General features: G+C 57.7%; 20 protein-coding genes. 9 read left to right on the plus strand and 11 right to left on the minus strand.

Translation table 11 applies throughout. From position 1 onward, the window contains the following. Window positions 1-5 precede the first annotated feature (5 nt). The 5 genes from ABIQ96_RS26875 to ABIQ96_RS26895 form a co-directional block, all read right to left on the minus strand. A complete protein-coding gene (locus ABIQ96_RS26875; RefSeq protein WP_348217756.1) occupies window positions 6-638 on the minus strand; it encodes a flavin reductase family protein in 633 nt (210 codons plus the stop codon). Continuing rightward, a complete protein-coding gene (gene xseA / locus ABIQ96_RS26880) occupies window positions 635-2020 on the minus strand; it encodes an exodeoxyribonuclease VII large subunit (protein ID WP_348217757.1) in 1386 nt (461 codons plus the stop codon). Before xseA ends, ABIQ96_RS26875 begins: the two co-directional genes overlap by 4 nt. A gap of 45 nt (window positions 2021-2065) precedes the next feature. Next, window positions 2066-3094 (minus strand): hypothetical protein, encoded by a 1029-nt coding sequence (locus ABIQ96_RS26885; protein WP_348217758.1) that lies wholly within the window; start codon window positions 3092-3094, stop codon window positions 2066-2068. Between the two features lie 209 nt (window positions 3095-3303). After that, window positions 3304-4866 (minus strand): hypothetical protein, encoded by a 1563-nt coding sequence (locus ABIQ96_RS26890; protein WP_348217759.1) that lies wholly within the window; start codon window positions 4864-4866, stop codon window positions 3304-3306. A gap of 63 nt (window positions 4867-4929) precedes the next feature. Next, window positions 4930-5388, minus strand: coding sequence for a transcription elongation factor GreAB (locus ABIQ96_RS26895; protein WP_348217760.1), 459 nt, complete (start codon window positions 5386-5388; stop codon window positions 4930-4932). Between the two features lie 51 nt (window positions 5389-5439). On the opposite strand from ABIQ96_RS26895, the gene ABIQ96_RS26900 reads away from it, so the two are divergent. Then, window positions 5440-5793, plus strand: a complete 354-nt coding sequence (locus tag ABIQ96_RS26900) for an arsenate reductase family protein (protein ID WP_348217761.1) — start codon at window positions 5440-5442, stop codon at window positions 5791-5793. A 17-nt stretch (window positions 5794-5810) separates the two neighbouring features. Here ABIQ96_RS26900 and ABIQ96_RS26905 read toward each other — a convergent pair whose 3' ends face one another. Together ABIQ96_RS26905 and ABIQ96_RS26910 are read right to left on the minus strand one after the other, a co-directional pair. Further along, window positions 5811-7247, minus strand: a complete 1437-nt coding sequence (locus ABIQ96_RS26905) for a HAMP domain-containing sensor histidine kinase (RefSeq protein ID WP_348217762.1) — start codon at window positions 7245-7247, stop codon at window positions 5811-5813. Beyond that, window positions 7244-7897, minus strand: coding sequence for a response regulator transcription factor (locus ABIQ96_RS26910; protein ID WP_348217763.1), 654 nt, complete (start codon window positions 7895-7897; stop codon window positions 7244-7246). The genes ABIQ96_RS26905 and ABIQ96_RS26910 overlap by 4 nt, the downstream gene beginning before the upstream one ends. 114 nt (window positions 7898-8011) lie before the next feature. On the opposite strand from ABIQ96_RS26910, the gene ABIQ96_RS26915 reads away from it, so the two are divergent. Further along, a complete protein-coding gene (locus tag ABIQ96_RS26915) occupies window positions 8012-9808 on the plus strand; it encodes a YHYH protein (RefSeq protein WP_348217764.1) in 1797 nt (598 codons plus the stop codon). A gap of 153 nt (window positions 9809-9961) precedes the next feature. On the opposite strand, the gene ABIQ96_RS26920 is transcribed toward ABIQ96_RS26915, so the two are convergent. After that, window positions 9962-10759, minus strand: coding sequence for a histidinol-phosphatase (locus ABIQ96_RS26920; protein ID WP_348217765.1), 798 nt, complete (start codon window positions 10757-10759; stop codon window positions 9962-9964). An 83-nt stretch (window positions 10760-10842) separates the two neighbouring features. On the opposite strand from ABIQ96_RS26920, the gene ABIQ96_RS26925 reads away from it, so the two are divergent. The 4 genes from ABIQ96_RS26925 (at window position 10843) to ABIQ96_RS26940 (ending at window position 15136) form a co-directional block, all read left to right on the plus strand. After that, window positions 10843-11916 (plus strand): phosphate acyltransferase, encoded by a 1074-nt coding sequence (locus ABIQ96_RS26925; RefSeq protein ID WP_348217766.1) that lies wholly within the window; start codon window positions 10843-10845, stop codon window positions 11914-11916. Between the two features lie 97 nt (window positions 11917-12013). Continuing rightward, a complete protein-coding gene (locus ABIQ96_RS26930) occupies window positions 12014-12886 on the plus strand; it encodes a hypothetical protein (RefSeq protein ID WP_348217767.1) in 873 nt (290 codons plus the stop codon). A gap of 107 nt (window positions 12887-12993) precedes the next feature. Then, on the plus strand, window positions 12994-13599 hold the full coding sequence (locus tag ABIQ96_RS26935; protein WP_348217768.1) for an N-acetylmuramoyl-L-alanine amidase: 606 nt from the start codon (window positions 12994-12996) through the stop codon (window positions 13597-13599). A 40-nt stretch (window positions 13600-13639) separates the two neighbouring features. Further along, the gene (locus ABIQ96_RS26940; RefSeq protein WP_348217769.1) at window positions 13640-15136 is read left to right on the plus strand and encodes an NAD(P)H-hydrate dehydratase; all 1497 of its coding nucleotides are present in this window, start codon (window positions 13640-13642) and stop codon (window positions 15134-15136) included. On the opposite strand, the gene ABIQ96_RS26945 is transcribed toward ABIQ96_RS26940, so the two are convergent. From ABIQ96_RS26945 to mscL, 3 genes are all read right to left on the minus strand, one after another. After that, on the minus strand, window positions 15133-15459 hold the full coding sequence (locus ABIQ96_RS26945) for a DUF3817 domain-containing protein (RefSeq protein WP_348217770.1): 327 nt from the start codon (window positions 15457-15459) through the stop codon (window positions 15133-15135). The genes ABIQ96_RS26940 and ABIQ96_RS26945 overlap by 4 nt on opposite strands. 100 nt (window positions 15460-15559) lie before the next feature. Further along, window positions 15560-15907: a P-II family nitrogen regulator gene (locus ABIQ96_RS26950; protein ID WP_348217771.1), complete on the minus strand. Its 348-nt coding sequence runs from the start codon at window positions 15905-15907 to the stop codon at window positions 15560-15562. A gap of 261 nt (window positions 15908-16168) precedes the next feature. Next, window positions 16169-16591, minus strand: a complete 423-nt coding sequence (mscL, locus tag ABIQ96_RS26955; RefSeq protein WP_348217772.1) for a large conductance mechanosensitive channel protein MscL — start codon at window positions 16589-16591, stop codon at window positions 16169-16171. A 78-nt stretch (window positions 16592-16669) separates the two neighbouring features. On the opposite strand from mscL, the gene deoC reads away from it, so the two are divergent. The 3 genes from deoC to ABIQ96_RS26970 are packed head-to-tail and all read left to right on the plus strand — an operon-like array spanning window position 16670 to window position 19487. Then, entirely contained in the window at window positions 16670-17605 is a 936-nt protein-coding gene (gene deoC, locus ABIQ96_RS26960) for a deoxyribose-phosphate aldolase (RefSeq protein ID WP_348217773.1), read from the plus strand. A 37-nt stretch (window positions 17606-17642) separates the two neighbouring features. Continuing rightward, window positions 17643-19124 (plus strand): aldehyde dehydrogenase family protein, encoded by a 1482-nt coding sequence (locus tag ABIQ96_RS26965; RefSeq protein WP_348217774.1) that lies wholly within the window; start codon window positions 17643-17645, stop codon window positions 19122-19124. 39 nt (window positions 19125-19163) lie between these two features. Then, window positions 19164-19487, plus strand: a complete 324-nt coding sequence (locus ABIQ96_RS26970; protein WP_348217775.1) for a hypothetical protein — start codon at window positions 19164-19166, stop codon at window positions 19485-19487. The last annotated feature ends 10 nt before the right edge of the window (window positions 19488-19497 follow it).

Raw genomic sequence — 19497 nt, forward strand, 5'->3', positions numbered from 1 at the left:
CTGTCTCAGCCGGATTCACTACCCGTCTCGTCGTACTTCGGGCGAACCATCTCGAATAAATCACCCGTTCTGCAATACCAGTTCGGCACGGACATGCGGCCGACGGGATGAAACAAGTCGCCTCTAACACGCAAGGTGGCCGGATCGAAGAATTCATTCCTGACTTGCACGCGATGGACAATGCCAAGGACCAGCCGATTTGTTCCGATGAGTTGGATCGAATGCAGCTTGCACTCCAGAGCGGCGGGAGCGGCGGCAATTCGTGGCGGTGAAATGGAGGACGATGCGGCGGTTTCGAGTTTCTCGCGCTCGGTCTCGCTGACGCCGTAGGGCACGGTGGCGGATGTGCGGTTCATGACTTCCGCCAGCGACTCATCCACCAGGTTGACGACAAACTCGCCGGTCCGCTCGCAGTTTCTAGCCGTATCTTTCGGCGAGCCATCGTCGCGGTCGCCCGGCGCGAAAATCACCAGCGGCGGATCGTCCCCGAAGACATTGAAAAACGAGAACGGCGCGGCGTTCACACTACCGTCCTCGTTCAAGGTAGTCACCCACGCGATGGGGCGGGGCGTAACCAGTCCTGCTAGAATCGGATAAGCGCGGTCGGCATGTTCGCCCAGAAGGTCGAGTTCGGTCATGGCTGGACGATACTCTTGGTTTCGCCATCGGCAAATTTCGTGCGGAGAAGATCGCCTGATTTGAACGCAGCGGCGGACGTAACGATTTTGCCATCCGCCCCGAGCGTGATCGAGAAACCACGCTGAAAGGCGGATTCCGGCCCCAGCGTCCGCAGCATCACGCGCAGGTGGTCGAGTTGTTCGGAGCGGCGATCCATGGATTCCCTGCCAGCCCGTTCCAGCCTTTGGCGGAAAACAGCAACGGCATCCGTTCTTCTTTCCAACACCTTGGCCGGATGATTGGCCTTGTGACTGGCGCGAAGCTCGGTAAGGCGCTGGCCCAGTGTTTCCAGCGCGGCTCGGGTCGCCAGAGAAAGCTGGCCACGCACCGTGTCCAACCGCAGCACGGATTCCCGCAATAGCTTTTCCCCGTCGCGCTGGAGGACGCCGCGTTTGAGCGAGTCCACCGCCATCTGCGATCGCATCAACCGCTCGCGGGTAGTCCGGGTCATGCGGTTCCGGATCTGCGAGAGGCGGGCTAACAATTCCCCGCCATCGGCCACCGCGAGTTCGGCGGCGGCGCTTGGAGTGGGCGCCCGCAGGTCGGCCACGAAGTCGGCGATGGTGAAATCAATTTCATGACCTACCGCGGAAATGATGGGAATCGGGCAATCGGCGATCGCACGCGCGACGACCTCCTCGTTGAAATTCCAAAGGTCTTCGATGGATCCGCCCCCGCGCCCGACGATGAGCACATCGCAACGTGGATAGCCGAACGCTTCCGGTCGTCCCATTTTCGCAATCGCTTGCGCAATTTCCATTTCCGCGCCCCTGCCCTGCACGCGCACCGGAAACAACACCGGCTGCACCCACGGCGCACGGCGTGTTAGAATATTGAGCATGTCTTGAAGCGCCGCACCGGTTCCGGAAGTGATAAGTCCGATCGTGCGGGGAAACGGCGGGATGGCCTTTTTGCGAGCCGCATCGAACAAACCCTCGGCATTCAATTTCCGCTTCAGCGCCTCGAACTTCGCCTGCAAGTCCCCCGCCCCGGCGCGTTCCGCTTTCTGAACGATGATCTGAAGCTGGCCGCGCGCTTCATAAACGCTCGCTTCGGCGAAGACCCGGACCTTCGCACCGTCTTCCAACGCGTCCGAACCCTCGCGCTTCCGCGCTCCGAACATGGCGCAGGAAATCTGCGCGCCTTCGTCCTTCAGTGAAAAATACCAGTGCCCGCTGCCTTGCTTCCGCAAATTCGAAACCTCACCCTCGACCCACGTTTCGCCGATCTGCACTTCCAGCAGATTCTTCATCCGCCGCAGCAGTTGCGTCACGGAAAGCGCCTTTTCCTCGGAGGTCTTGGGTCTCGAAAACAAATCCACACCGGAAGGTGTCAAACCCAAGGAATTATTCGAGCGGGAAAATCCCATCCCCGGTCGCCGGATGGTTCATTTCTCCTCGGGATCGGCGAAGGGGTCCGCGAATGGATCCGCATTTGGATCGGGTTCCATTTCCTTCAGGATCGCCGGGTCCAGGATGAGGGATTTCACCTTCGATATCTCCTCATCCTCCCTGATGTCTCCGTTACGCAGTGCGGCGGCCGCCAACTGGTCGCGGACTTTGCCCTCGGGCATGGCGACCAATTCACGAATCATGACTTCATGGTCAAAGCCGCTCCACTCCAAGACCAGGCGATCCGCCATCGGCTTGAGTGAATCGCCGGACTCCCACCCGCTCACCCAAGCGGCGATTTCCCCGTTCACCCTATCGAGGTCATCCTCCACAAAAAGGCCGTCGATGCCTGACGCCGCGCCTTCCGCCAGACCTTGGGCCGCGAACTGATCGATCCAATGGCGACGTTCCTCACGAGCTTCGGGAAATACCATCGCGCTGCCAGCATTTCGAAAAAGCTCTGAGGTGGCTTCGATTTGAAAAGATAACGGCAGTTTGCAGATCGTTTCAAAAACCCGCTCGCCTAACTTCTCGTAACTGAGGGAAAAACCGAGATCTCTCGCCAGTTTGCTCCTCACTGACTCATCGTCTATTTTCCCGAAAGTATCGATGAACTCTTCCAGCCTGCCATCATCCAACATCGACTCCGCCGAACCTCCCAAATTGGCCGCGTTGGGAGTGGCGGTGACGATTCCCTGCTTGCCCATATCCTGATAGGCGACATCCCGAAGCTCAGTGAGTTCAACGCCCCTTTGAGATGCCGGGAGCGCGTCGATCAGCCGGGCGACTGTCGCCGGATCACCGTATTTCAATGGGGAAAGCGCTTCCACACATCCATTGCGGATCGCAAAATCCAGCAGAAGGTCCGGACGATCATTTTCCAGAGTCCCTAAACTCGAATAGAAGGAAAAGTCTTCCGGCCAAACGGACTTCTTGTCCAAAAACGCGAGCAAGCCCTGCGGATCACGATTGCCCCACTCCGCAAACAAATTTCTTCTCAATGCGCCTCGTTCGCCACGAGACATGGGATGGGACGCTATCGAATCATAGGCCATCCGGAAACTCTCGTTAGACGACAAACCCCGTCCGGCAGGCCGTCTGCCTCGAATTTGGCCGAGGCCCGCACCATGAGCGGGACTAACAACACCTCCCATGTCCACCCGTTTCGCAAGTATCACTGCGGCACCCAGTCCCAACAAAAGCGCCAAACCATGCGTAACAACGGAGCGGGAAATCATGGCGATTCCTTTCGTTTGTTTTCCAGTTCCTTCTCCACCTTGTGAATCTCAGCGCGAAGTGGATCGCCTTCAGGCAACGAATCCCGCCATTGAGCGGCAGCCACCGGGGAAATCGCAGACCAGCGGCTCCAGTTATCAACCTGTTCGCTTTGAATCTGTGATGACAAGGGTCCTGTTTCCAAACCGGCCGCGAAAATCCGGTTCCATTCCAGCCGCATCTTCCTTCGAGGATCCCGCGATGCATTCGACATTGAACCTAACAACGAAACCATGTCGCCCCTCTTTGACAAGGCCGCGGTCCATTCCGCCGCCTGCCGTGGGTCGGAAATCGTCGCAGTAATCCGCCATGCCTCGCCCTCCAAGGCATCCGGAAACATCTCGGAGCCCGGAATGCGGCGGCTCAACTCTTCCAATAATTCCTTCCGTGAAATTTTCCCTTCACCGTAGAGTTCCCCCAAGTCCGTGCCTTCCTCCATCGCCTGCCATACCATCGAAGAGAGTGTGTCTTTCACGGCATCTTCGCGGGTGCCTCCGGCTTTCATTTTAGTTTCCACCGAATCGGAAAGCGAAGGGGAGACGGAAACAGTCTCGCGTTTATCATCGTAAGTTCCCGGAGGTGGATTCCAAAACTTATCGGGGAGGGAACCGGGAGCCATCGCCTCGCAAAGCTGATGATACCACTCGTGCGACATATATGGAAATGGTGTCGAAGGGTTCATGGGAAATGACGAACCAAAATCGGTCGGCGGCTTCCATTTATCCAGCAATGAATTCCGCATCTCAACGGGCACGTTTTCCGAAAGAATCCGTGCGGTAGCGGCGGGATCATCCAAGGGCCAATTCCAGGAAAACCAATAGACCAATCTCAACTTCATTTTGGGATTCGCTATCGAGTTGTAGGCCTTCAGAAGGCCGTCCAATCCCCCATCCCAAGCCAGATCCCGGGCAAAAGCATCCAAAGCGGAATTACGAAAACGGTAAGGGGCATCATCATCCCCGATTTGTTGCGCAAGCCATTCCCGACCGAATTTTCTCTCCAGCAGAAGCGGTATATCCTCGCTCTCCTGCAACTTCCAGTTCCGCGCGAGTTCGGCAAGGGCGGCCTCCGGATCTTTGTCTATCCAGGCTTGAAAAATCGCCATCGAGTGATTTTCCTGCCATCGACCCGCGCGCATGTTCTCGCGGATGGCTGCCGCCGGGTCAGGCTCATTTGCATAACGCGGAGCTTCAGCAAGAATCTCGTCGACCTGATCGGCATATTCCTTCCGCTCCTTTTCCGCCTCGACTCGGTTCGCTCGCAACTGTTCCGCCATGGTGAGCGGCTTTCGTGGACTCAACTCTTTCTCAGTGTTTTTCTCCCGTATTTTCCCCAACGAATCACCGATCCAAGTCTCCGCCATTTCATTGGCACCGGCTCCAACCGATTTCGTTGTGGATGTCCCGTTTTGATTCCCCGCGGTTTTGGAATTGTCCAGAATTGCCAGCCCGCCGAAGCCACCTATCAGCAATGCCAGCCCGTGGGAGGCAAAAGCCCTGCGGTGATTTTGGCGGGCTTTCATTGCGGGATATCAAAACAGAACCTGAATCGCCAGCAAGTCGCATCCTGCGGACATTTCCGCGAGTCAACTGACTTCGGTAATCCTCAGCGACGGCTGGTCAAGTGACTCACCATAGCGCATCCCCATCAACTTGCGATACAAGGCGCTGTCGGGCGTAAGCAAAGTAATCTCCATGCCGTCGTGCTCGATGAGCAGACCACCGGAAGTCGGGACCAAAAGGAAAAACTGATCCTCTCCGTTGAGTTCCACCTCCACGAGAGCTCCGGCGTCGATGGCGTCGTCCATTTCGAAATCCGGCAACGACAGGGTTTCGAAAATCCTCACGGCTGCCGCAAGTTCATCGACCTGGCGGGCCTGACCGGCGGCGAGGTAGGACGCTTCAAGACTGCGGGTGTCGTATTTTCCTTCCGCCTTGCTGCCGGGGTCGGTGGCGGCGGCGTGGGCTTCGAAGGCGGCTTTGGAAAGGCGTTCGAGGCTGGCGCGCAACTCGGCGCGGATTTGTTCGAGCAATCGGGATTTCATCAGCGGACGGCGAGACTTGCACCGTCCAGGAAAGGAATCAAGATCGGACGCATGTTGACTGTTTACGGATACCAGAAATGCAGCACCTGCCGCGACGCGATGAAATGGCTCGATGCCCGCGGCATCCGCTATCAGGTGAAGGCGATCCGCGAAACTCCGCCGACGGTTGATGAGTTGAAGACCGTTCTTGCCGCGACCGGCGGAGATTTGCGGAAGCTGTTCAACACTTCGGGCGTCGATTATCGGGAACTCGGACTGAAGGACAAACTTCCGGCAATGAGCGAGGCGGAAGCGCTCAAGCTGCTTTCGAAAAACGGCAATCTGGTGAAGCGGCCGTTTCTCATCGGAGAGGGGAAAGCGCTTGTCGGATTCAAGGACGCGGATTGGGGTAAAACGCTCGGTTAAGGAGGGTCGGTCTTCGGTCAACTCTCCTTATGGGGAATCGTCAGCGTGAAGGAACTGCCTTTTCCTTCATGACTTTCAACAGTTAGATTTCCTCCATGCGCCTCGGCGATGCGCTTGCAGATGGCGAGGCCGAGTCCCGCGCCGCCGGTCGCCCGATTCCGCGAGGCATCCACCCGATAGAATCGCTCGAACAGATGCGGCAGATGGTGGTCGGGAATTCCCGGGCCATTGTCGGAAACCGTTAGAACCGCGCTGCTGTTTCCGATGCGAGTCGAGATCTTGATTTCGGAACCCGGCGGGCTGAATTTCACGGCATTGGTCAGCAGGTTGACCACGATCTGCCCGATCTGTTCCGGATTTACGGTGCAGGCGGCGGGATTGAGATCTGAAACCAGAGCCATATTTTTTTCCGCAGCCAGCGTGCCCATCAAGGTGATTTGCTCGGCGGTGATGTCGCGCAGGTCGGCGGACTGGAGATTTCTCTCCGTGCCGGATGCGTCGATCACCGAGAGTTGCAACAACGATTCAATGAGCGCGTGCATGCGTTTCGCCGCGCGTTGGGAAATTTCGATGGTCTCGCGGTATTCGGCAGCACCACGCTCCTTGCCAAGCGAGAGCTGCGACTGCGCGAGAATGATCGACACCGGCGTCCGCAGTTCGTGGGCGGCATCCGACGTGAAACGTGCCTGTTCCTCGAACGCAGTATCAAGGCGCTGAAACGTATTGTTCAATAGCGAGCCGAGCTGGCCGAGCTCGCTCTCCGTCTCGCTGGTGCGGATACGCTCCTTCAGATTTCCCGCGGCGATGCGGGTGGCTGCCTCGCTGATTTGGGAAACCGGTTGCAGCGCACGAGTGGCAATCCACCACCCGACGGCGAGCCCGAAGGCGAGAACCGCCATACCGATGCCCGTCAGCTTCCAGGCGAGATCTCGCAGTTCCCGCTCCATACCCGCCGTGGCTCTGCCGACCAGCAGGCATTCGCCGGGCGGAGTGAACAAGTGAAGTTCGCGAAAACCATTCCGAACGCTGGCCGATTTCTCAAGATCCTTCGAACCTCCGGGCAAAGGAATATCGTCTGGGGCGGTAGATGACCTGTCAAGCAACGTGCCGCGGCGGGTCCACACCTGATAGTAAAACGGCTCGGCTTCCCCCGAATCGAAAAGCCCCGTTACGGCGGAGGATCCGAATCCCGGCGGCTGTGGCGGACCATCACGCGGCTCTTCTTCCGGAGGTAAATCATCCGGCGGTGGACGCCGGTCATCAGGACGTCCACCGCCTTGGCTAAGCGCTGAAGTCAGTGCGCTGAGACGGATCTCCAGATCCTGATCCGCACGATGCAACGCGTTGGTTTTTTCCAAGCGGTAGGCGGTCACACCGAAACCCGCACACATGGCTAACAAAAGCATCGCGTGCCACGATTGGATGCGCCAGCGGATGGATTTACGGATGTTCATGCGTCGATACAGTAGCCTTGCCCGCGATGGGTGGTGATGAATTCAGCTCCGAATTTTTTCCGAAGATTGGAAATCTGGACATCGACGATGTTCGACATCGGCGTGTCGTTTTCATCGTAGAGATGATCGTAGAGGTCCGTGCGGGTGACGATTTTTCCACGACGCAATGCGAGGAATTCCAGCAGCGGATATTCACCTCCGGTTAGAACGATCGGAGCACCCGCTTTAGTGGCCCGGCGGGACGAGGTGTCGATTTGCACATCGCCAATGGTGATGATCGCGCTGGCATCTCCCTGCGACCGGCGAATGACGGCGCGAAGGCGGGCGGCGAGTTCGTTAAGATCGACAGGTTTTGCAAGATAGTCATCCGCGCCGGTGTCGAGGCCGTGAATGCGGTCGCCTACCTTGGCCCGGGCGGTGAGCATGAGAACCGGAGTTTTCTTGATCAAACGGATCCGCCGCAGGACTTCGAAGCCGTCCATTTCCGGCAACATTCCATCAAGGACAATGGCGTCGTAGTCCCACTCGGTTGCCTTGTAGAGCCCCTCGGGACCGTCCACCGCCTCGTCCACGGCGTGGCCTTCTTCCCGCATGGCTTGGGAAAGAGTTCTGAGCATGTCGGGCTCATCTTCAACGATCAGGATTCGCATCGGTAAGGCTTTGCTAACATAGCTTTCATGAATCCACCATGAATTGGAACGGGCGCGAAGGAATTTTTCCCATTCATGCTGGGTTCATGATGGCTGTGAGAAGCTCACGCAGCCATGAAAACCTTGCTTCTCGCCACCTTCCTCGCGCTGGCCACGTCCAGTGCTCATGCCGATCCTCAACTCACCTCGTGGTTCACGGAGCTCTCGTCGAAATACGCCCGGTCCTACCTCACCGATGCGGATGCCACCGCCGGAACGACTTACACCACTTGGAGCAATCCGTCCGGCAATCTCTCGCAAGTACTTCCAGCCTACGCGGGCATCCAACAGATTTCCTATTCCTCAGGCTGGATCTACATCAAGACCAGCGATCTCGGCGGCTACACGATGGGGCCATGGTATGACAACGCCGCGCGCACGACCCGGTTTGTGAATGCGCCAAAAAACCAGAACATCATCTGGCGGCTCCCACGCACATCGACACTCGCGGCACCACCCGTCTCAAAAACCACCACGTCGGGAATGGAAGGAGCCGTCGGTTTCCTGATCGACGGAGTGGCCATGTTCGACTGCACCGACGGGTTTTCCTACGTCGGCAGCGCGGACACTGGCGGGAACACGGGTCAATGGCATCGCGACGCGTATGTGAACGAAGGTCTGACAACCGACTACGGCAATACCCACCAGCAGAATACCGGCATGTATCACAATCACGCCAACCCCCTGGCTCTGCGTTATCTGATGGGCGACAACATCACGTTCAATCCAACCACCAAGAAATACACCGAAACACCCGGCGTCCCCACGAAACATTCCCCTTTGCTCGGCTGGATGCGCGACGGCTATCCGATCTACGGGCCCTATGGCTACAGCAGCGCGCTCAATGCCAACAACGGCATCCGCCGGATGGTCAGCGGCTTTGTGAAACGTGACGGCACCACTATCGGAGTGGACAATGTCGCGAGCACCGGACGCACGTTGCCGGCGTGGGCGTTGAGAAACAATGGCAACACCTCTTCCAACGGACCGGCCGTTTCCACCACCTTCCCGTTCGGCCGCTACATTCAGGACAACGCCTACTTGGGAGATCTGATCAAAACAGGAACCACGAAATACGAGCAGGGCGCCGACTTCGACCTGAACGAGTATAACGTCCGCTATTGTGTGACGCCGGAATTCCCTAGCGGAACCTACGCCTATTTCATGACCATTGATGCCAGTGGCACTCCCGCATTCCCCTATCATTGCAATCGCTATTTCTTCGGTACTCCCACCGCGACTACGATCACGACCATCAGTGAAACGGTCACCGACTATTTCAAAGGCGGTCCGGACATCCAGGAAGCCGCGGAGGTTTCCGAAGTGAACAAGGTCAGCGGCAATGTAACGCTCACCTGGAGCAGCGTCGAAGGCGGAACCTATCAGGTCCTTGCCAGCGATGATCTTTCCAACTGGACTCCACTCACCAACACCCAAGCCGCAGCCAGTGGCACCGTGGAGACGAGCTATGTGGAAAACGCGGCAGCCTCCAGCCATACCAAGCGCTTCTACAAGGTTGGCCGCACCGCGCTTGCGACGTACGACGGCGGAGGCGGTAGCGGTGGCACCACGCCCACCCATTCCGGCATCGCCACCCTATCGCCGACTTCGGGGACACTGACCATCCCCGTGACACTGACCATCACGCTGGACAACAGCGGCGGAATGAACCCTCCGCCGGTAACCGTCCAGCCCACCAGCGTCACGCTCACCAAGACCGGCACCACCCTCACCGCGACGAGCTATTCGCGGAACACCACCACTGGCGTGGTGACGGCGACCGTTCCCCTCACCGCCACCGGAACCTACACGGTCAACGCCACCTTTGGACCTAACACCTGGTCGCTCGGCAACGGTTTCACGGTGAACTGATCCGGAGCGAACCAAGGCGAGAATTTGTTAGGAAATCTACGCGAGAACCTGTAGTGATTTCCACCCCGGGTGAGACGTCTCCGCGTCACGGGAGCCGGTGGATTGCTCCCAACTGATGCTCATGACACCACGGCGCTGGGATTGCCGGATCTGCTAGACCAATGCTTCGGTCCGGCGCTGGCGCCTTTCGAATAGGATGGTTTCACGGTAGCCCGCTGCTTTCGCGAGTGCGATGGCTTTAGGGAAATCGCGGGCGACTTCATTCGGCGCGTGCGAGTCCGATGAGATGACGAGACCGATGCCGGCGGAGCAGGCGAGTTCGAGAAAGCGCGGTGTTGGATAGGCCTCGCCGCAAGGCTTGTGCCAGCCTGCGGTATTGAGCTCGATAACGCTGCCGGAGGCGGCGATGGCATCGATGACCGGTTCGTAAAAGCGGTCGAGATCACCCGCGGGAACGTGGGAGAATTTTTTCACGAGATCCGGATGGCCGAGGATGTCAAAGAGACCGCTGTCAGCCATTTTTGCATAGGTTTCCCAGTAGTGGGTCCAGACGGCGTCCACATCGCATTCCGCCCAACGCCCGAGCCATTTCGGATTATCGAAATCCCAATCGCCGAGGTAGTGGACGGAGCCGATGAGGTAATCCCAATCGTGGCGGGCGGCGAGATCGGCGATCCACGGTTCGCATCCGGTCAGCCAGTCGCATTCCAGTCCGCAGCGGATCGGAATTTTGCCTGCCGCTTGTTTGCGGGCGCGCTCGATCCATTGGAAATAGTCGGGCAATTCATCGACCGCCATCCGCCAATCGTCGAACGGTTCCGGGATCTGCGGCGCGTGGTCGGAGATGCCGTATTCCGTGACCCCCGCGGCCAACGCCGCGTCGATGTAGTCTTCCGGCTCGCCCTCCGCATGACGGCAAAGCGGCGTGTGGGTGTGGTAGTCGGCGGGCACTTGTGTAATTCAGGATGAATCGGATTGAACGGGCGGAGAAAGCCATACTACACTCCCCCCGCGCTGCAAGCGCCAGACTTTCCATGTCAGCAATTTCCCAAGAGCCCGAATCCAGCGTCTCCGTCACCCGCTATCTTCTCGAACAACTCCGCCGCCACCCGAAACGGGTCGTTTTCACGGAAGGTGAGGACATCCGGGTGATCCGCGCGGCGGCCCGGCTTGTTGAGGAAGAGGTGGTCGCTCCCATCCTGCTGGGCAACAAAGAGCGCATCCGGGCTTTGGCCGCGGAGCACGGGGTTTCGCTGAAATTCATTCACATCATCGATCCACCGCTCGCTTCGGATTTCGGGCTTTTCTGCCAGAGGGTTGAAAACATGGCCCGCTACCGGACCATGCAAATCGGCAATCCCGAGGAAATTGTCGCCAAGCCCCATTACTTCGGTTCGCTGATGGTGCAATACGGGCAGGCCGACGCGGTTGTCGGAGGCAACAAGGCACTGCCGGCCGCCTATTTCCGGGCGCTCATCCACACCATCAAACCACTGCCGAATGTCCCGAAAATCTTTGGCGTCACGTTGCTAACCGGTTCCCACCTCAAGCATATGGGGGGAAGCGGCATCCTATTTTTGGCCGATTGCGGACTAAATCCGAATCCGGACGTCGCCGAACTTGCGGCGATCGCCATCGAAACCGGGAAACTGGCTCATCATTTCCTCGGTCGGAAAGCCTACGTGGCGATGCTCAGTCACTCGACCAAGGGCTCGGCCTCCACTCCGGACGCGCTCCGCATGGCGGCGGCAACCTCGCTGGCACAGGATCAGGCGCTAAAGGGATTTCTGGAAATCAGCATCGAAGGGGAGCTCCAAGCCGATGTGGCGCTCGACCCGGAAGCCGCCGAAACGAAGCTACCGGGAGCGGAAGCCCGCCCGACAGCCGACGTATTGGTATTTCCAAATCTCGACGCCGCTCATATTTCGCTGAAACTTCTCCAGCACGTCGCCGGAGCGCAAAACTACGGCCAACTCATCCTGGGCCTGTCCCGCCCGGCAGCCCAAGTCCCGCGTACGGCGACAGTGGAAACGATTTTCGGCACGGCCGCCGCCGTCGCCGTAGAGGCCATCAAGTTCCACCAGCTTTACCCGGACGGAGACGTTTGAGGCGCGGGAATCCCCGCGGAATCTTCAATTTTTCCGGTTTTTCCCGGATAATTTTCGTTAGATTGACGACACCCCGGGAACGGGCTAGTTGTGCGACGTGACTCATTTCCGGAGCTTTAGCCTGTTTCTTCTCGCGTTCGCGTTTGCCGCCATAGCCAACGCCCAGCTCTCGACGACGCTGAAACTCTCGAAAACCCAGTATTTGGCAGGCGAGCCAGTCATCGCGACCGTAAACATCACCAACCACGCCGGTCAGGAACTCACCTTTTATGGCGACGCTCGCATGCAGTGGCTCACGTTCATTCTCAAGGACAGCCACGGCGAGGAAGTGACCCCGAAAGGACGCGCAGCCTTCGGCAAAATGACCATCAAAGCCGGTGAATCCATGGCCCGCCAAGTGGATCTCTCGCAAATTTTCTACCTCAGCGAACCCGGGAATTTCTCCGCTATCGCCGTGGTTCACATGCCCGGAAACACCGGCGAAGGCACCTCCACCAACCGAGTCCTTTTCAACCAAAGTCCCGGTGTTCCCTATTGGAAACAGAAGGTCGGGATCGCCGGAAAGACCGGACAAACCCGGGAATTCCGCGTGATCAATTTCAGCGGAGACGAAAAGGCCCAGATTTACACCCAGATCATTGATGGCCGGACCGGTCAGAATGTCCGCACCTTCCTGCTTGGCGAGGTTCTGATGCTTCGCAAGCCGCTGGTCACAGTGGATCGCAAACAGCGGTTGCATGTCATGTATCTGGCAACGCCGACGATGTGGGTTCACTGCGAAATCGATACCGACGGCAAACTCGTATCACGGGAAATCCATCAGCGTGGTGCCCAAGGTGATCCGGAATTGCTGACTTTCGCCGATGGAACGGTGAAGGTAGCTAACAGCATTCCCTACGACGAGAAAGCCGCAGCCGAAGCCAATGCAAAGATTCGCAAGGCTTCCGACCGCCCGCCGATCACTTACTAAGATCGGCTGTAGAGCGATCTAGTTTTCACTCATTCGGTGAATTCGCTTTACATTTTTAAAAAAATATCAACATATCCTAATTGTTTTTCTTCCTTAACTTTCAAGTTATGAAATCTTTCATCAAGTTATTCGCCCTGATGGCTGCAATGGCAGTGGGCGGCACCGCGAGCGCTGCCAATTTCCGGACGGTCGTCATCGATGCCGGGCACGGCGGACACGACAACGGGGGCCAATGGGGCCGCGTTTATGAGAAGCACCTTGCTCTCGACACCGCCTATCGACTCGAAGGCAAATTGAAAAGTCTCGGCTACCAAACGGTGATGACCCGGCGCAGCGACTACTTCATTTCGCTGCCCCAACGCGTCAGCACCGGAAACCGCTACACCAACAACGCCATTTTTGTTAGCATCCACTACAATTACACATGGAAGCAGGATGTCAGCGGCCTCGAAACCTTTTACTCGACGGAACAAAGCCACAGCCTCGCTTACTGCGTCCATAACAGCCTCATCCAACGCACCCGGACAGTAGACCGGAAAGTGAAATACGCCCGCTTCTACGTCATCCGGAATTCCACGCTCCCCGCGATTCTCGTGGAAGGCGGATTTGTCAGCAATGCCACGGAGCGCAATCGGATGAAATCCGCCTGGTTCCGTGAAACGATCGCACAAGGGATCGCCGATGGCATCCAGCGCTATCGCCGCCAGTATTGATTTCAGATGCGGAGTCGCGAATGCGGCGTAGGATTGTCGCATGGGTGCGGTAACGATTGCTGAGGCGCTCGCCATCGAAGTTTCGGCTCTGGCGAATGGTTGGACGGAAGAGCAATTATTGAACGCCGCGGGAGAAAAGCTGGGACATGCTGTTGCCCGTTTTTTTCCCACTCCTGGAACGATCATCGGCTACCTCGGGAAAGGACACAATGCCGGCGATGCTTTGGTGGCGCTCCGAATCCTGCGCGACCAATATGGTTGGGAGGTGGCAACCCGGAACGCCTATCCCATCGGCAGCTACGCTCCTCTGACTCTCCTGAAATGGGACGAACTCGGGCTCGTCGTTCCCCTTGACCGCCGTCCCGCGTGGAGGGATATCAAACGCCCTCTCGTTTTGCTGGACGGGCTCCTCGGCAGTGGTTCGTCGGGCTCATTGCGCGAACCGTTGGTCAGCCTCGCTTCGGAAATCGAGAATCTGCGGCAGCAATCGGGAGCCCGTGTCGCTGCGGTTGATTTCCCCTCTGGAATTGATCCGGATTGCGGACAGGTGTTTCCAGACACTGTCTCCGCCGATGTCACTTTCATGATTGGCAATGCGAAATCCGGGTTGCTCAACGGCCACGCCGCCCACGCAACCGGCGCTCTGGCATTGGTCGCCGTTGAACCGCTGACCGCACGAAATCCCAGCGATCTGGACCTCATTTCTCCACAAACTCTGGATGTCGGAAAATCGCCTCGCCCCTTCGATTTCCACAAAGGCATGGCGGGACGGGTGGCCATCGTGGCGGGTTCCGAGAACTACACGGGAGCCGCCGTACTCGCAGCATGCGGAGCGCTTCGCGGCGGTGCCGGATTGGTGACTCTTTTCGTTCCCGAAGCGATCCATCACCTCGTGTCTGGCAAATGCCCGCCGGAAGTCATTGTCCGTTCATACGAAAATCCCTCCCAAGTGCTGGATTCCCGTTTTGATTCCTTGGTCGTCGGTTGCGGCCTTGGCGAAATGGATTCGGATTTATCCCATGGATTGCTGGTGTTGCTTTCGAACTCCCCCGCCCCCGTTGTCATTGATGCGGACGCCCTTAATTTCTTCGCGCGCTCCGGGCATTTGAATGTGCTCACCTCGCAACATGTCATCACTCCGCATCCCGGAGAATTCGCAAGACTCGCGCCGGATCTCGCGGACCTCCCGAGAGAAGACGCAGCCCGTCAATTTGCCGACCGGACTCCTGCAACGCTTTTATTGAAAGGCTGCCGCACCATCGTCACCCGGCAGGGGCAACCGCTCCGGTGCAATGCCACGGGCACTCCCGGCATGGCCAGTGGCGGCCAAGGCGACGTGCTCGCGGGTGTCATCGGAGCACGGCTGGCGATCGGCGACAGCCCGATGGATGCCGCTTCCATGGCCGCATGGCTTTGCGGCCGGAGCGCTGAAATCGCGCTGACCGAACGCCATCTTTCGGAAGAGTCGCTTCTAGCTACCGACGTCCTCCATTTCCTGGGTGCGGCGTTCAGGGATTGGAAAACATCGAGTCGTTAGCGTCCTCCACGGGAGGCCCGTTCGATTTCCTCATCCTCTGCGAATCTTCTGTCGATGATGAATGGGCCAAAGGGAATCAGTGATGCCATGAAGGCAATTGAAGATTTCCGGAACGAAATCCTATCTCCGGTCAGAGCCGCCAGATTCGTCATGCCATAGGCGATAAAGAGGATCCCATGGATCCAACCCGCCCATTTGACCGCCTCCGGCATTCCCGCCAAATACTTGAGCGGCATCGCAACGCCCATCAATAGGATGAAGGAAACACTCTCTAACATTCCAACGGCACGCATCCGCCCGACGGCGGTATTCCAGCTCGGCATGGCGAATCACTGATGCACCGCCTCCGGACTGACAACCACAAAAAACCCGTGGCATCGGGGGAAGCCACGGGCAGTTAGATTCGAATTCGGGAAACCGCGCTCAGTTGACTGCGACGGCTGACGTGCCGGTTTCGCCGGTCCGGATACGGATCGCCTCTTCGACGGTCGAGATGAACACTTTTCCATCACCAATCTTGCCGGTGTTCGCACTCTTCACAATCGCGGCGGCCACGCCGTCGGCTTGCGCATCGTCCACAACGATTTCAATTTTGACTTTGGGAAGAAAATCCACCGTATATTCGGATCCCCGGTAGATTTCAGTATGACCTTTCTGGCGACCGAAGCCTTTGACCTCGGTAACAGTCATACCTTGCACACCCACCTCGGCGAGGGCCTCCTTAACTTCTTCAAGCTTGAATGGTTTTATGATCGCTTCAATTTTTTTCATAGTTCGGCGGATTGGTGATTAGAGAAAAGCATGGCGTGTGCCAAATCGCACACGCACTGAATTATTTTCCGCCACAAACCTATGCGTCACAAGCGCCCGTGACGAGAGTAAAAGCGCCCCGAACTTCAAAATTATCAGCTTTTTATGGCAAAACTCCTCACCAGAGAACCTGCCAACTGGGGAAACGAAAAAGCATCCTCAAAAATAAAAGCACCATTCCCTATTTTCGGAACGGCCGTTCAAAATTTCAGCCCCGGATGATCAGGCCTTCGCCTTGAGCAGATCGCGGATCTCGGTGAGCAAAGTCTCCTCCGCCGTCGGACCTGGCGGAGGGGCGGCGGCTTCCGCTCTTTTCATCCGGGACATCAAGGCGTTTGCCGGCTTTATGATAACAAAGAAAATCACCGCCGCCGTGATCAGGAAACCGATGATCGCACTGATGATCAGGCCCAGATCAAAAACCCCCACTTTTAATCCCACCTTTGGATCTCCTCCCGCCAGGGAGAGAATGGGAGCGACAACGCCGTCGGTAAATGCCGTGACGATTTTTCCAAACGAGGCACCGATGATCACACCTGTGGACAGATCGATGACATTGCCTTTCAAGATGAAGTTTCTGAATTCTGTGAGCATGGTTCTAGGAGGATTGAACCAACGAATGGACTTTAAACCCTGATCTGCCAAGGAATTTTGGCGCTGGTTTTTTGCGAGGGCGAAACTTGAAACTTGGCAGTCGGTGACTTTCCCGCGAGTCTGAATTCAATGGCCACGCGGAATTCCCAAGCATTAAAGCGCCTCCTGGATGATGTTGGAACCGTCGATCAAATTGGCATCGAGGAGAGGGTCGCCAAATACGGCACCCGCAGCATCAAGAAAAACGCCAAGGTTTTCGGACTGAAACTCGCGACCACGATGGTCGATCTAACCACGCTCGAGGGCAAAGACACTCCCGGCAAGGTCGCCTCTCTCTGTCAGAAAGCGCTCCATCCGCACGACGGCACCGACATTCCCCCGACCGCCGCCGTCTGCGTCTATCCGGCGATGGTGAGACACGCCGCGAAATACGTGAAAGGCACTTCGGTCAAAATCGCCTCCGTCGCGACCGCTTTCCCTTCCGGCCAGGCACCGCTCAAAACCCGTCTCGCCGAAGTCCGCGCCGCCGTTGACGATGGTGCTGACGAGATCGACATGGTCATCAACCGCGGAGCATTCCTCGCGGGAGAACTCCAGCTTGTGCAGGATGAAATCGCCGCAGTGCTCGAAGCCTGCGGCGAAAGCACGCTCAAGGTCATCCTCGAAACCAGCGAACTGGAAACCTACGACAACATCCGTGCCGCGTCTTTTCTGGCCATGCGCGTCCTCCGCCCTGGCGATTTCATCAAGACCTCCACCGGAAAAACGAATCTCAACGCCACGCTAGGCAACAACCAAGTGATGCTCGAAGCCATCCGCGATTTCTATCTGGAAACCGGCATCGAGATCGCCATGAAGCCCGCCGGCGGCATCCGCACGGCAAAACAGGCGCTGCATTTCCTCGTCGCCGTCAAGGAAACCCTCGGCGACGCCTGGCTGAACAACAGCCGCTACCGCTTCGGCGCCTCTGCCCTGCTCAACGACCTAGTCCGCCAACTCGTGAAGGAAAAAACCGGGGCCTATCAGGCGCCCTACATCTTCAGCGAATCGTCCTCAGCCTACTGAAATAGGTCTTATAGGACCCATACGACCTATATCTACCATGCCCGCCAAGAAATCCACACGCCCCGCCGCCCGCGAACTTCTTTTCGGCGATCTTTGGGAATACGATCCCGCGCCGGAAACGGCCAAAGCCTTCATCGACGAGCGCTACGGCCTTTTCATCAACGGCAAGTTCGTCGCTCCGAAGACGAAGAAATACTTCGACTCCATCAGCCCGCGCAACGAGGAGAAGCTTTCCGAAATCGCCCTCGCCGGAGCCGCCGACGTCGATGCCGCCTATCAGGCAGCGGCCACCGCTTTCAAGTCGTGGAGCAAACTACCCGGGACCGAGCGCGCGAAATACCTCTTCCGGATCGCCCGGCTGCTTCAGGACCGAGCCCGCGAATTCGCCGTGGCCGAAACCCTCGACGGCGGCAAGCCGATCAAGGAATCCCGCGACTTCGACGTGCCGATGGCCGCCGCACATTTCTTCTATCATGCTGGCTGGGCGGACAAGCTTGGCTACGTCACTCCGGGCCGCACGTTGGAACCGTTAGGTGTGATCGGACAGGTCATTCCGTGGAATTTCCCGCTGCTGATGCTCGCGTGGAAAATCGCCCCTGCCCTGGCCACCGGCAACACCGTCGTCCTCAAGCCTGCGGAAACCACCTCCATCACCGCGCTCAAATTCGCCTCCATTTTACAAGATGCCGGCCTGCCGCCCGGTGTCGTCAACTTCGTCACCGGCGCGGGTGAAACCGGAGCCGCCGTCGTCAATCACCCGCTGGCCGCGAAAATCGCTTTCACCGGTTCGACCAACGTCGGCAAAGCCATCCAGCGCGCCCTCGCAGGAACAGGCAAACGCCTGACTCTCGAACTCGGTGGCAAGGCGGCCAACATCGTTTTTGACGACGCCCCGCTCGACCAAGCGGTCGAAGGGATCATCAACGGCATATTCTTCAACCAAGGCCACGTCTGCTGCGCCGGTTCACGGTTGTTAGTCCAGGAATCCGTCGCCGACATGGTGCTCGCGAAACTCAAAATCCGCCTCAAAACCCTCCGCACCGGCGATCCACTCGACAAAAACACCGACGTCGGGGCGATCAATTCCAAGGCCCAGCTCGGCCGTATCCATGACCTCGTCGCCTCCGGTGTTGCGGAAGGTGCGGAGATCTATCAATCCGCATGTACCTTGCCGAAAAAGGGGTTCTATTTCCCCCCCACCCTGTTCTCCAACGTTTCCCAAAGCCAACGCATCGCGCGCGAGGAAATCTTCGGCCCCGTGCTTTCCATCCTCACCTTCCGCACGCCGGAAGAAGCCGTCGAAAAGGCAAATAACACCCACTACGGCCTCAGTGCCGGGGTCTGGACCGACAAGGGCTCGCGCATTCTGAAGATGTCCACCGAACTCAAGGCCGGCGTTGTCTGGGCGAATACGTTCAACAAATTCGACCCCACCTCACCTTTCGGCGGCTATAAGGAATCCGGCTTCGGTCGGGAAGGTGGCAAGCAAGGCCTGCTGGATTATGCCCAGCTCCGCTGAGTTCCATTTTACACAACATTTCAAAAGGGAAAACGACCCATGTCAGTCACAAACAACAAGGCCTCGCTCGGCTGCGGAACCCTCATACTTATCGCGCTGATTGTCATGATTTTCGGCAATGCCGACCGGGGTGATGACAAAAATCTCAAGAACCAGCTTTCCACCGTACAATCCGAGGTCGGCAATCTGCAAACCGACATCGACAGCCTCAAGTCGGATATCAAAAACCAGACCGACACCCTTTCTAAAATCAAGGAATCGCTCGAAGAGATCAATAAACGCGCCTCCCAAGCCCGCCCTAGAGTAGTGCCACCCGCACCCGGCATGCCCACCCCTGAAGCCCCGCTTCCTGAAAACCGATAACCAGCAAAAC

Source organism: Luteolibacter sp. (genome assembly GCF_039920825.1).
Lineage (GTDB): Bacteria > Verrucomicrobiota > Verrucomicrobiia > Verrucomicrobiales > Akkermansiaceae > Luteolibacter.

What these genes read in the sequence shown, in the direction of transcription:
- ABIQ96_RS26875 (WP_348217756.1), bottom strand. Translation starts at nt 638, where the DNA reads ATGACCGAACTCGACCTTCTGGGCGAACATGCCGACCGCGCTTATCCG.
- ABIQ96_RS26885 (WP_348217758.1), bottom strand. Translation starts at nt 3,094, where the DNA reads ATGTCTCGTGGCGAACGAGGCGCATTGAGAAGAAATTTGTTTGCGGAG.
- ABIQ96_RS26890 (WP_348217759.1), bottom strand. Translation starts at nt 4,866, where the DNA reads ATGAAAGCCCGCCAAAATCACCGCAGGGCTTTTGCCTCCCACGGGCTG.
- ABIQ96_RS26895 (WP_348217760.1), bottom strand. Translation starts at nt 5,388, where the DNA reads ATGAAATCCCGATTGCTCGAACAAATCCGCGCCGAGTTGCGCGCCAGC.
- ABIQ96_RS26900 (WP_348217761.1), top strand. Translation starts at nt 5,440, where the DNA reads ATGTTGACTGTTTACGGATACCAGAAATGCAGCACCTGCCGCGACGCG.
- ABIQ96_RS26905 (WP_348217762.1), bottom strand. Translation starts at nt 7,247, where the DNA reads ATGAACATCCGTAAATCCATCCGCTGGCGCATCCAATCGTGGCACGCG.
- ABIQ96_RS26910 (WP_348217763.1), bottom strand. Translation starts at nt 7,897, where the DNA reads ATGCGAATCCTGATCGTTGAAGATGAGCCCGACATGCTCAGAACTCTT.
- ABIQ96_RS26915 (WP_348217764.1), top strand. Translation starts at nt 8,012, where the DNA reads ATGAAAACCTTGCTTCTCGCCACCTTCCTCGCGCTGGCCACGTCCAGT.
- ABIQ96_RS26925 (WP_348217766.1), top strand. Translation starts at nt 10,843, where the DNA reads ATGTCAGCAATTTCCCAAGAGCCCGAATCCAGCGTCTCCGTCACCCGC.
- ABIQ96_RS26935 (WP_348217768.1), top strand. Translation starts at nt 12,994, where the DNA reads ATGAAATCTTTCATCAAGTTATTCGCCCTGATGGCTGCAATGGCAGTG.
- ABIQ96_RS26940 (WP_348217769.1), top strand. Translation starts at nt 13,640, where the DNA reads ATGGGTGCGGTAACGATTGCTGAGGCGCTCGCCATCGAAGTTTCGGCT.
- ABIQ96_RS26945 (WP_348217770.1), bottom strand. Translation starts at nt 15,459, where the DNA reads ATGCCGAGCTGGAATACCGCCGTCGGGCGGATGCGTGCCGTTGGAATG.
- ABIQ96_RS26950 (WP_348217771.1), bottom strand. Translation starts at nt 15,907, where the DNA reads ATGAAAAAAATTGAAGCGATCATAAAACCATTCAAGCTTGAAGAAGTT.
- deoC (WP_348217773.1), top strand. Translation starts at nt 16,670, where the DNA reads ATGGCCACGCGGAATTCCCAAGCATTAAAGCGCCTCCTGGATGATGTT.
- ABIQ96_RS26965 (WP_348217774.1), top strand. Translation starts at nt 17,643, where the DNA reads ATGCCCGCCAAGAAATCCACACGCCCCGCCGCCCGCGAACTTCTTTTC.
- ABIQ96_RS26970 (WP_348217775.1), top strand. Translation starts at nt 19,164, where the DNA reads ATGTCAGTCACAAACAACAAGGCCTCGCTCGGCTGCGGAACCCTCATA.